Source organism: Annamia dubia NIES-4383, from assembly GCF_055394725.1.
In genome coordinates this window covers 1,554,667-1,566,741 of sequence record NZ_AP025630.1, presented here as the reverse complement: position 1 = coordinate 1,566,741, position 12,075 = coordinate 1,554,667, and the positions used below count along the sequence as shown (strand labels likewise).

Annotated in this window: 11 protein-coding genes; 8 read left to right on the top strand and 3 right to left on the bottom strand. The window is 34.1% G+C overall.

The annotated features are described in order from the left end of the window. Nucleotides 1-53 precede the first annotated feature (53 nt). Nucleotides 54-803: an MBL fold metallo-hydrolase gene (locus Anndu_RS07040; RefSeq protein ID WP_464103683.1), complete on the bottom strand. Its 750-nt coding sequence runs from the start codon at nucleotides 801-803 to the stop codon at nucleotides 54-56. Nucleotides 804-976: 173 nt separating this feature from the next. On the opposite strand from Anndu_RS07040, the gene recO reads away from it, so the two are divergent. The 8 genes from recO to Anndu_RS07000 all read left to right on the top strand — a co-directional run bounded on the left by recO (nucleotide 977) and on the right by Anndu_RS07000 (nucleotide 11,062). Then, a complete protein-coding gene (recO, locus tag Anndu_RS07035) occupies nucleotides 977-1,867 on the top strand; it encodes a DNA repair protein RecO (RefSeq protein WP_464103682.1) in 891 nt (296 codons plus the stop codon). A 59-nt stretch (nucleotides 1,868-1,926) separates the two neighbouring features. After that, a complete protein-coding gene (locus tag Anndu_RS07030; protein ID WP_464103681.1) occupies nucleotides 1,927-3,315 on the top strand; it encodes an MFS transporter in 1,389 nt (462 codons plus the stop codon). Nucleotides 3,316-3,415: 100 nt separating this feature from the next. Further along, a complete protein-coding gene (locus Anndu_RS07025) occupies nucleotides 3,416-4,573 on the top strand; it encodes a glycosyltransferase family 4 protein (RefSeq protein WP_464103680.1) in 1,158 nt (385 codons plus the stop codon). A 56-nt stretch (nucleotides 4,574-4,629) separates the two neighbouring features. Continuing rightward, nucleotides 4,630-5,208 carry an ATP-dependent Clp endopeptidase proteolytic subunit ClpP gene (gene clpP, locus Anndu_RS07020; RefSeq protein WP_464103679.1) on the top strand — a complete coding sequence of 193 codons (579 nt, stop codon included), beginning with the start codon at nucleotides 4,630-4,632 and terminating at the stop codon, nucleotides 5,206-5,208. A 92-nt stretch (nucleotides 5,209-5,300) separates the two neighbouring features. After that, entirely contained in the window at nucleotides 5,301-5,990 is a 690-nt protein-coding gene (locus Anndu_RS07015) for a PHP domain-containing protein (protein WP_464103678.1), read from the top strand. 290 nt (nucleotides 5,991-6,280) lie between these two features. After that, nucleotides 6,281-8,206 carry an APC family permease gene (locus Anndu_RS07010; RefSeq protein ID WP_464103677.1) on the top strand — a complete coding sequence of 642 codons (1,926 nt, stop codon included), beginning with the start codon at nucleotides 6,281-6,283 and terminating at the stop codon, nucleotides 8,204-8,206. Between the two features lie 135 nt (nucleotides 8,207-8,341). Then, nucleotides 8,342-9,526 (top strand): NAD(P)H-quinone oxidoreductase subunit H, encoded by a 1,185-nt coding sequence (locus Anndu_RS07005; RefSeq protein ID WP_464103676.1) that lies wholly within the window; start codon nucleotides 8,342-8,344, stop codon nucleotides 9,524-9,526. Between the two features lie 159 nt (nucleotides 9,527-9,685). Then, entirely contained in the window at nucleotides 9,686-11,062 is a 1,377-nt protein-coding gene (locus Anndu_RS07000; protein WP_464103675.1) for a glycosyltransferase family 2 protein, read from the top strand. A 26-nt stretch (nucleotides 11,063-11,088) separates the two neighbouring features. Here Anndu_RS07000 and Anndu_RS06995 read toward each other — a convergent pair whose 3' ends face one another. Next, nucleotides 11,089-11,430 (bottom strand): translation initiation factor, encoded by a 342-nt coding sequence (locus Anndu_RS06995; RefSeq protein ID WP_464103674.1) that lies wholly within the window; start codon nucleotides 11,428-11,430, stop codon nucleotides 11,089-11,091. A 91-nt stretch (nucleotides 11,431-11,521) separates the two neighbouring features. Then, nucleotides 11,522-11,947 (bottom strand): Mini-ribonuclease 3, encoded by a 426-nt coding sequence (locus Anndu_RS06990; RefSeq protein ID WP_464104052.1) that lies wholly within the window; start codon nucleotides 11,945-11,947, stop codon nucleotides 11,522-11,524. Nucleotides 11,948-12,075: the final 128 nt, after the last annotated feature.

Sequence of the window (12,075 nt, the reverse complement as noted above, 5' to 3'; positions counted from 1 at the left end):
CTTTGAAAACACCATGCGACAAAAGAGGGTGATAAACTTTTGCAATAAGTCTATTAAACTGCAATTTTTTCGCCAACTTGAGGGGCTAAAACTTGTGTTTTTAAGTTATTTTTAATTAATAAATTTCTAAAATCTTCGATTGTACCTGTTTCTTTTAAAAGTTTAGTTAAAAATCCTTCAAAAGTAACATTTCCCCCCGTAGCTGTAGGTAAAATTAGATCGGGTTTTAACCATTGACAAACTTCTAAAGCAGTTTTTTGACCTTTAATAACTGTACCGATTAAAGGTAAATTTAAGTTAATAATCGGCGTAATAATAATATTAACAGAATTTTGATTTTTTAAAGCATTTGAATGGTAGCCATGAGGTTCATAATAAAGGGTTTTTTGATTGGTTAAATCTTCAATTAAATAACCGTTTTCAATGGTAGTAGGGCCTACGGGTGAACCTTGACAAGCGGTAATTTTAATGCGATCTAAAAAAGTAAAACTTTCGCCATGTTTTAAGGTATTAATATTAGTAAATCCTAAATTTTCAACTACTTTAGTGGCATTGGAAGAAGCCACAACAGGTAAATTTTGATCTAACATTTTTAAGGTAGGAGGATGGGCATGATCTTCTAGGCCTTGGGATAATAAAATTAAATCTATTTTATCAGGAATGATGGTAGTTTTTTTAGTTCCTTTGATTAACCAATCAAGATTACCAAAAATTAAATTATCTATTAACCAAGGATCAAGAAGAATATTGATTCCTTCGATTTCAATTAACCATGAATTACTATCTAACCAAGTTAAATACATTTTTTTATTTTTAAATTTATATAAATAAACAACTATGTTTTAGTATAAACAAATTTTGTTCAATTGGCAAAGTTTTAAAAATTTAATTTAGGATATTAATTTTTAGTTTTAAAAGTAAGCAAAAAAATGTTATAATGATTCTAAATTTTAAAAATTAAAATGATTTACTAAAAATGTTAAGTCCTTATAGTAGCACTAAAACTTATCAAACAATAGGCATAAATCTTAAAGCTATTCCTTTTGGAGAAGATGATCGATTAATAACAATTTTAACACCGGAATACGGTTTAATTAAAGTAATTGCCCCCAATGTCAGAAACCATAAATCCCAATTAAGGGGCAAAAGTGAATTATTTTTAGTTAATCAATATTTAATTTCTAAAGGTAAATCAATGGATCGAATTATTCAAGCTGAAACTATTGAATCTTATCCAAAATTAACTAAACATTTAAGCACATTAAGTGCCAGTCAATATTTAGCAGAATTAGTCTTAAGTTTAGCCTTAGATGATTTTCCTCAATTAGAATTTTATACCCTTTTTAATGAACATTTGCGCCGTTTAGCCTTAATTTCTACTGATTCTCTCAATCAAACGGCTACGATCTTTGCCCATTTAGCCCAAGGGGTGTTTCATTTTTTGGCGATCGCAGGGATCGCCCCCCAAGTGCATCAATGTTATCTGAGTCGAAAAATTTTAAAACCATGTTTAAATAATCCCCAATGGCAAGTGGGCTTTAGTTTTGAAGGGGGGATCGTGGATCTTAATTTTCTCAAACTACCACATTTATCACCATCAAACGAGCAAGTCAAATCAAATCAAAAAATGATCGAACAAGTGCCAATTCATCGTAAACTAGGAGCAGTGGAATTAATTTTATTACAACAATTAGGAGAAAATAACTTACCCCAAGTCTATGATCTTTTGAGTGATGAACATTTGCCATTATTAGATCTAGCATGGGTAAAAATAGAATTGTTATTAAGAAATTATACAGAATATCAATCAGGCAAGGAGTTAAAATCTGCTAAACTAATAGATAGTCTTTCACCCTTAGCCTTTTAGTTATTAATTAAAGGCTATTATTGTCCCCAATTTAAGTTGACCAAATTTAACTAATAACCATGAAATTATTAGAATCCGATCATGAATCTCAATATTCTGCCAAGTCTAATTCTAGTCAGGATTATACAGTCAATATGAATCATAATTATGAACATCCTATTAATAATAATGGCTTTTTACCAGTATTTAAAAACAGACGTTTTTTAGTTTTATGGCTTGGACAAATTTTTTCCCAACTCGCAGATAAGGTTTATTTAGTATTAATGATTTCCATTATTGCTACTCGCTTTGTACAGGAAAATCAAAGCATTAGCACTTGGGTTTCAGCCTTAATGATTGCCTTTACCATCCCTGCGGTTTTATTTGGCTCACTAGCCGGAGTATATGTAGATCGTTGGTCGAAAAAAACAGTTTTAGTTGCTTCTAATCTGTGGCGTGGTTTATTAGTTTTAATTATTCCATTCTTGTTATTATTATCGGGAATTAATAAAAGTTTATTTAATTTACCCCTTGGATTTTGGTTATTATTAATTGTTACTTTCTTTGTGTCAACTTTAACCCAATTTTTTGCCCCGGCCGAACAATCAGCCTTACCTTTAATTGTTAAACCAAATCATCTTTTAGCGGCCAATTCTCTCTATACTACCACCATGATGGCCTTATTAATTATTGGTTTTGCCATCGGTGAACCAATGTTAGCTTTTGTCGATCAAATTGTTAGTAATTTTAACCATTCATGGACATTTGGCAAAGAATTAATGGTGGGAGGTTCTTATTTAACCGCCGGGCTTATTTTATTATTTTTAAAAACAGGTGAAAAAGCCAAAAAACCCCAAGAAATAGAACATCCCCACGTTTTAACCGATATTTGGGAAGGCATCAAATATTTAGCCAAAAATCATAAAGTCAGAAATGCCTTAATTCAATTAGTAATTTTGTTCTCGGTTTTTGCCGCCCTGGCCGTGTTAGCCGTCAGTTTAGCCGATCTCATCCCAGGGATGAAAGCAGAAAGATTCGGTATTTTATTAGCTTCAACGGGCTTAGGCATGGGCTTAGGCGCAACGGTGATCGGGAACTGGGGGCAAAAAATCCCCCGCCGTCAACTCAGTTTATGGGGATCCTGTGGTGCGGCCGTATCCCTACTCGGTTTAGCCTTTATTGGTACAAAAGTATTGGGAGCGGCCTTACTCTTTACCGCCTTATTGGGGGCATTTGCGGCCTTTGTGGGCGTTCCAATGCAAACCACCATTCAAACTGAAACCCCCGAAGATATGCGGGGCAAGGTTTTTGGCTTACAAAATAATTTAGTTAATATTGCTTTATCTTTACCCTTGGCCTTAGCAGGAGTGGCAGAAACCTTTTTTGGTTTAAAACCAGTTTTATGTAGTTTATCTGTTTTAATTATGATTGGTGGCTTTCTCACCTATTCAATTTTAGAGAAATCTTAAAATCAAAAATTGCAACGAGACCAAGGTTAATTTTAAGTATAATTAACTAAATGTTACAAAAATTTAAACTTCATTAACCTTTCTTAAATTAATCACTTGAATGCATATTGCTTGGCTGGGAAAAAAATCACCTTTTTGTGGTAATGTCACCTACGGTCGGGAAATTACCAACGGCTTACTAGATCGAGGACATCGAGTTAGCTTCCTTCATTTTGCCGAAGAATCGGAATCACCGGATTTACCTAATTGTTCCGAATTTATACTACCTTTTTTGTATAAATCTCAAGTTTATACAATTCCGACTTTTCAATCGAGTAAGGTTTTAATGCGATCGCTGGAAAAATTAAAACCGGATCTAGTTCATGCGTCCTTAACCTTATCGCCCCTTGATTTTCGTTTACCAGAGATTTGTGAGGATTTAGATATTCCTCTGATTGCTACTTTTCACCCGCCCTTTGATAGCAAAATCAGAAATTTAAAATCTAGTACCCAGTATTTAACCTATCAACTTTATGCCCCCTTTCTGGCCAATTATGACCGAACTATTATCTTTTCAAGGATGCAAAGGGATCTATTAATGCGCTTAGGTGTACCCAAAGAAAAAATAGCCATTATTCCCAATGGAGTTGATACTCAAAAATATTCCCCTGGCATTTCCGATTTAAAATATCAATTACAAGTTAAGAGGTTATTTGTTTATCAAGGAAGAATTGCTACTGAAAAAAACGTAGAAGCTTTATTAAAAGCATGGAAATTATGTCAAATGCCCTCTGATAGTCGTTTATTAATCGTGGGGGATGGGCCATTAGCCCCGACCTTGAAACCTCTTTACCATAAAGATCATCAAATACAGTGGTTTGGTTTTGTGGGGGATGAACAAAGGAGAATAGATATTTTAAGGGCGGCCGATGTGTTCATTTTGCCCTCCTTAGTGGAAGGTTTATCTTTATCTTTATTAGAGGCTATGTCTTGCGGTGTAGCTTGTCTTGCCACTGATGCGGGTGCGGATGGTGAAGTGTTAGAAAATGGGGCAGGAGTGGTTTTAGATACCCAAGGGGTTACAACTCAATTAAAAATACTTTTACCCCTGTTGAGGGATCATCCAGAAATTACGGAATTATTAGGAAAAAAAGCCCGTCAAAGAGTGTTAGAGAAATATACTTTAAGAGATAATATTACGGCGGTTGAACAACTTTATGCTGAAGTTTTAAGGGAAAAAAGAGTTCAATTTCATCTGACTTCATCGGTACAAACTTAAGTAAGAAATCGGTATAATATTAAAAATGATCTTTTATCAAAAATATCTGAACTAATATGATACCTACCGTTATTGAAACTTCTGGCCGTGGCGATCGCTCTTTTGATCTTTATTCTCGTTTATTACGGGATCGCATCGTCTTTTTAGGACAACAAGTGGACGATGAAATTGCTAATTCAATTGTAGCCCAGTTATTGTTTTTAGAATCTCAAGATCCGCAAAAAGATATTTTTCTGTATATTAATTCCCCCGGAGGCTCTGTTTATGCAGGTTTGGGGATTTTTGATACCATGAACCAGATCGCCCCTGATGTGTCTACGGTTTGTGTCGGTTTAGCGGCCAGTATGGGAGCATTTTTATTAAGTGCTGGTGCCAAAGGAAAGCGCAAAAGTCTTCCAAACTCCCGTATTATGATCCATCAACCTTTAGGCGGCGCACAGGGTCAAGCCACCGATATTGAAATACAGGCTAAAGAAATTTTATATCTGAAAAAACAACTTAATTTACATTTAACTAATCATACGGGACAACCTTTAGAGCGCATCGAAGAAGATACCGATCGAGACTTTTTCATGTCAGCCGAAGAAGCAAAAGAATATGGTTTAATTGATGAGGTGATTAACCGTCATAAATAAATTGTTATTCCTGCCCTAACCCCTCTCCCAAGGGGGGAGGTTATGCTAAGTTTTAATATTATTTATTAATCAATTTATTTTGCTCGAAAATTATGATTATTGCCCCCACTGTGCTTGATTCCTATGACAATTTAACTTTAAAAGAAATTTGGAAAAATACTAATGAATTTAGCTGTCCTCAATCCTATAATTTCCATTTACATACTACTTGTTCCGATGGAAAATTAACCCCTGAAGAACTAATTGAACAGGCATTAATTAATCAAATTCAAGAAATTTCAATTACGGATCATCATAGTATTAAAGCTTATTTTCAAGGCCAAGAATATTTAACTAAACTCCAAGCAAAAAATCCCGATCTTAATTTTCCCCGTTTATGGAAAGGAATAGAAATAACTAGCGATTTATTAGGCACAGAAGTTCATTTATTAGCCTATAATTTTAATGAAAAAAATCCATCTATTCAAGTTTATTTTAATAAGATTAAACCGGAAAATTTAGATCAAAAAGCAGAAATTGTAATCCAAAGATTCCATCAAGCGGGGGGTTTAGTCATCTTAGCTCATCCTTGTCGTTATCGCCGTAGTGCTAAAGATTTAATTCCTTTGGCAGTGGAATTAAATATTGATGGTGTGGAAGCCTATTATGCCTATGATAATCCTAAACCTTGGCGTGTTAGTTTAAAAAAAACTCAAGAAGTAATCAACATTGCTCAAGAATATAATTTATTATTAACTTGTGGCACAGATACTCACGGAAATAATATTTTATATCGAGTTTAATTTTTAAGTTTTAATTATTTAATATTTCAAAAATTAAAGCAATAACTTATTTTATGGTTTATTAATTAATACCATTATTTAGATCAGTTATGAGGTATAGTCAATTTTATCAAAATTAAAGAATATTTGAAATCTAAAAAAATACCATATTTTGAAAGTATTAAAAACTTAATTGTTATCATCTCTTAATTAATAGTTAACAATTTTAATGGATAAAAGAAATTTTTACTATATACTTTAAGTTAATTTAATAATAGCTCTTTGATTACTTCCCATCAAAATAATAATTTATGCTAAAAAAGATTATACCTCAAGCTTTTCGCCAACAATTTCTTAATTGGTTATTGCAAGAAGATCGTCATGAAAAAGAAGAAAAACATCCTCAACATTCATGGTGGAAAGTGATGTGTTTAACGGGGGTTGATTACTTTTCAACCTTAGGTTATCAACCCGGAATTGCTGTTTTAGCCGCCGGCTCTTTATCTCCTTTAGCCACTTTAATTCTAATATTATTAACCCTGTTTGGAGCATTACCAATTTATCGCCGAGTAGCCATGAGAAGCCCTCACGGAGAAGGTTCAATTTCCATGTTAGAAAAATTATTAACTTGGTGGCAAGGGAAGCTTTTAGTATTATGTTTATTGGGATTTGTAGCCACAGATTTTATAATTACAATCACACTTTCGGCGGCCGATGCTACGGCTCATATCATGGAAAATCCTTTAACACCAACATTTTTGGCTGAACATCCTGTTAGAATGACCTTAATTTTAATCGGTTTATTAGGAATAGTATTTTTAAAGGGTTTTCGAGAAGCGATCGGGATTGCAGTGGCCTTAGTTGTGATTTATTTAGGTTTAAATTTAATCGTAATTGCTGTTAGTTTTTATCAAATTTCTCTTGATTTAAGTGTGATTGAAAATTGGAAAAATGCTTTAGTTGCTCAAAATAGTAATCCATTAATGTTAATAATGATTGCAGTTTTCCTATTTCCAAAATTGGCTTTAGGTTTATCAGGATTTGAAACAGGGGTGGCTGTCATGCCATTAGTAAAAGGTGCTATTTATGACACAGAAGAAAATCCAAGGGGACGAGTAAAAAACACTTATAAACTGCTACAAACCGCCGCTTTAATTATGAGTTGTTTCCTCATTTGTAGCAGTTTTATTACTACTTTATTAATCCCTTTAGACAAGTTTCAACCAAAGGCAGAAGCTAACGGCCGAGCCTTAGCTTATTTAGCACATCATTACTTAGGAAATGGTTTTGGTACAGTCTATGATTTAAGTACCATTGCTATTCTTTGGTTTGCCGGAGCTTCAGCAATGGCAGGCCTTTTAAACATTGTACCCCGTTATTTACCACGCTACGGAATGGCACCGGATTGGGCTAGAAAAATTCGCCCCTTAGTGTTAGTTTATACTGCCATTGCTTTTGGTGTAACTATTCTTTTTGAAGCCGATGTTGATGCCCAAGGGGGCGCTTATGCAACGGGGGTATTAGTGTTAATGAGTTCGGCCGCTTTTGCTGTTACTTTATCCGCCCATAAATTAGGTTTAACTAAATCAAAAATAATGTTTGCTGTCATAACTTTAGTTTTCTTTTATACCACTGCTGTTAATATTATTGAACGTCCCGATGGGGTTAAAATTGCCAGTTTCTTTATTACAATTATCATCATTAGTTCTTTAATTTCTCGCATTTGGAGATCTACAGAAATTAGGGCAGAAACAATTGAATTTGATGATCTAGCTCAATCTTTTATTAATCCTCAAAATCAGCAAAATATTCGTTTAATTGCCCATCGGCCTCGTTTACAAACCATTGAAGAATATGCTAAAAAAGAGCAAGAAGTAAGGGAAGATAATCACATTCCAAATGACGATTCAATTATCTTTTTAGAAATATCAATTGCCGATGCTTCTGACTTTGAAGAACATTTAAAAATTGAAGGGGTACAAGTGGGCAATTATCAAATTTTGCGTACAAAAAGCGGGGCAGTTCCTAATGCGATCGCCGCTATTTTAGTAGCAATTAAAAATCAAACTAAGATTATTCCCCATGCTTATTTTGGATGGCCAGAAGGTAATCCTATTCAGTATTTAATGCGTTATTTATTATTTGGAGAAGGGGATATTGCGGTGCTTACCCGTGAAGTTTTACGCCGTGCCGAAGCCGATCCAGAAAATCGTCCGGCCATTCATGTGGGAGGATAATTATTAATTGATAATTGATAATTGATAATTGATAATGATCAAAATTATTAATTAAGTTTAGGCAAAAGTGACAAAAATCTTTTATAATCAATCAATAAAAATTATTTTGAAATTTTATTAATCAACTTACAAAAAATGCCACAAATCGAAACAAGGACAGATCCGATGGTGATCAACCTCGGGCCTCATCACCCTTCAATGCACGGCGTTTTACGTTTAATTGTCACTTTAGACGGGGAAGACGTGCTAGACTGTGAACCTGTGATCGGCTATCTCCATCGAGGGATGGAAAAAATCGCTGAAAGCCGTACCAGTGTGATGTTTGTTCCCTACGTTAGCCGTTGGGATTATGCGGCCGGGATGTTCAACGAGGCGATCACCGTTAATGCACCCGAAAAGTTAGCGGATATTGAAGTGCCTAAGCGCGCTCAATATATTCGGGCGATCATGTTGGAATTAAACCGCATTGCTAATCATTTGTTGTGGCTAGGCCCATTTTTGGCCGATGTGGGCGCACAAACTCCCTTTTTCTACATTTTCCGGGAACGGGAAATGATTTATGATCTGTGGGAAGCGGCCACTGGGATGCGTTTAATTAATAATAATTATTTCCGAATTGGCGGAGTTGCGGTAGATTTACCCTACGGTTGGGTGGATAAATGTGAAGATTTCTGCGATTATTTCCTACCAAAAGTTGATGAATATGAAAAATTAATTACCAATAATCCGATCTTCCGTCATCGGGTGGAAGGTTTAGGGGTAATTACCCGTGAAGAAGCCATTAACTGGGGTTTATCCGGCCCCATGCTCAGAGCTTCTGGTGTAAAATGGGATTTACGCAAAGTCGATCATTATGAGTGTTATGATGATTTTGATTGGGATGTACAGTGGGAAACCTCTGGAGATTGTTTCGCCCGTTATTTAGTGCGCATCGGCGAAATGAGGGAGTCTGTCAAAATTATTCGTCAAGCTTTGAAAGGTTTACCCGGTGGTGCTTACGAAAATCTTGAGGCTAAACGCATGATGGAAGGCAAAAAATCAGAATGGAATAATTTTGATTATCAATATATTGCTAAAAAAGTTGCTCCTACTTTTAAAATTCCTGAAGGTGAACATTATGTGCGCCTTGAAAGTGGAAAAGGTGAGTTAGGGGTGTTTATTGTTGGCAATGATAATGTCTTTCCTTGGCGCTTTAAAATTCGTGCCGCTGACTTTAATAATTTGCAAATTTTACCCCATTTATTAAGGGGGGTTAAGGTAGCGGATATTATGGCAATTTTAGGTAGTATTGATGTCATCATGGGATCGGTCGATCGTTAAAATTGTTTAACTTTTATCTCATCCTCTGCCCTTCTCCTATGGGAGAAGGGAGGCTTTTTTTCTAACATAAAATCTAAAATTATTCAATAATTATTCCTCTCCCAAAAATGAGAGTGATCAAGGATAAATTAATTTTAATTTTTAATATATTAAATAATAATGTCAAATTTTCAGCCCAATAATCAAAATATTTTAACATCAGAATTAACATTAGAAAATCAACCGAAAAAAATTAATTTTTTTGCTGATCTCGGTTTTAGGAGGATCAAAGCTTTATTAGTTTTCACTTTAATTTGGTTATTTACTATTACTATTTATCAAGTAAATTGGGGTTTTTATTTATTATTAGGATTGTGGATTTTATTATTAATTCAATCTTTACGCATTATTTGTGCCAAACCTCAGCCCACTCTCCTGCCTTTAACTGATCATGATTTAACAGAAAATATTAATAATTTACCTTTTATCTCTCTTTTAGTTTCTGCCAAAAATGAGGAAAAAGTAATCAATAAATTAGTTACAATCTTATGTAATCTTAATTACCCTCACCATTTATACGAAGTTTGGGTCATTGATGATTATAGCACCGATCGCACGGGAGTTATTTTAGATCAATTAGCCTTAGAATATGATAACTTGCATATTTTACACCGTCCCAAAAATGCCACAGGGGGCAAATGTGGGGCGTTAAATGAAGTTACCCCCATGACAAAAGGTGATATTATTGGCGTATTTGATGCGGATGCAGAGGTAACAGAGGATTTATTACAATGTATTGTCCCCTATTTTGATCATCCAAAAATTGGAGGTGTGCAAACCCGCAAAGCCATTAATAACAGTAATTTTAACTTTTTAACTAAAGGGCAAACCGTAGAAATGGTATTAGATGCCTATTATCAACAACAAAGAATTGCCATTGAAGGATTAGGAGAATTAAGAGGAAACGGACAATTTGTGAGGCGTAAAGCTTTAGATAGTTGTGGCGGTTGGAATGAAGAAACGATCACCGATGATTTAGATTTAACAGTACGTTTGCACTTAGATAATTGGGAAATTGGCTTTTTATTAACTCCGGCCGTGGATGAAGAAGGGGTGACAAAATTTAAAGCTTTATGGCATCAAAGAAACCGTTGGGCGGAGGGCGGTTATCAGCGTTATTTAGATTATTGGCGTTTAATTTTAACTCAACCTTTAGGCTTAAAAAAGCGTTTTGATTTAATCTTTTTTTTCCTACTTCAATATGTTTTACCCACCGCTTTAATCCCTGATTTTCTAATGTCAATAATTTACCATCGTTTGCCCATGTTAGGCATTTTAAACGGTACAATTGTAATATTTTCTTTCATTGGAATGGTATCAGGATTAAAAAGAGTCAATCGACTTAATCCCCCTTCTTTATTAACAAGAATGGGGCAGGGAATTTTAGGTACAATTTATATGATTCACTGGTTAATAATTATGCCTTTTGTTACTGCCAGAATGTCAATTTTACCCAAGCGTTTAAAATGGGTTAAAACCGTGCATCAAGGGGAGTAATGCTCTTTTAGGAGTTTGTGCTTTAATTATTTCCCGCCGGAAATTTTAGCTTTATAACCTAATTGAATTAAAATTGGTAAAATTTTTTGACAATGATCCCCTTGAATTTCTAAAATATTATCTTTTAAAGTTCCACCACAACCACAAACTCCCTTTAATTTTTTTAATAATTCTTTTAAGGTGTTTTCGCTAGTTTGAAAACCCGTAATTTCTGTAACAGTTTTTCCTTTGCGGCCTTTTCGACTAGCTTGAATACGGATATTTTGTTGATTGGGGGGTAATTCTATAATTTGAGATTCTACTTCAAAATTATCAAAATTACCAAATTCTTGATAAACAATTTTTGGTTTATTGTGATGACTAGACATATTTTTGAATTGAATAATTGACTATAATTTGATTACAATAATCGGTCATTTATCAGTTGACAATTGATAATTGATAATTGATAATTGACCATTAATTAATTAGGTTTGAAACCTCCTCTTTTAAGGGGAAATAATTAAATATTTCCTGTAATCTTTGGGGATCTGTTAAATAAAGATAACCGATCAACGCTTCTAAACTGGTAGCTTGTTGATAAATAGTTAAGGGTAAACGGCGCGGTTTTCCTGTAGCGGCGTTTCTTCCTTTTTTTAATATTTCTTTTTCTTTTTCCGTTAAATAAGGTAGGATTGAGCGTAAATGTTGGGCTTGAGTTTCCGCTTTAACTTGAGTAACTACCTGTTGATGATAGTCAACAATTCGTTTAGCAGGGAATAAATAATAGGATCTCAAATATAACTCATAAACCCCATCACCCAGATAGGCCAATGAGGCAGGAGAAATTAAGTCAGCCGAACTCTGAAACTCTTGATTTGTTAAAAGAGATTTTCCGTCTAAAATTAAATTAAACAATTTTGACAATTGACAATTAACAGTGGATAGTTAACAATTAAAATTAATTATCAACTAATAATTTAATATTAAAAATTAATTGAAATAAAGCAATAACCAATAACTGATAACCAATT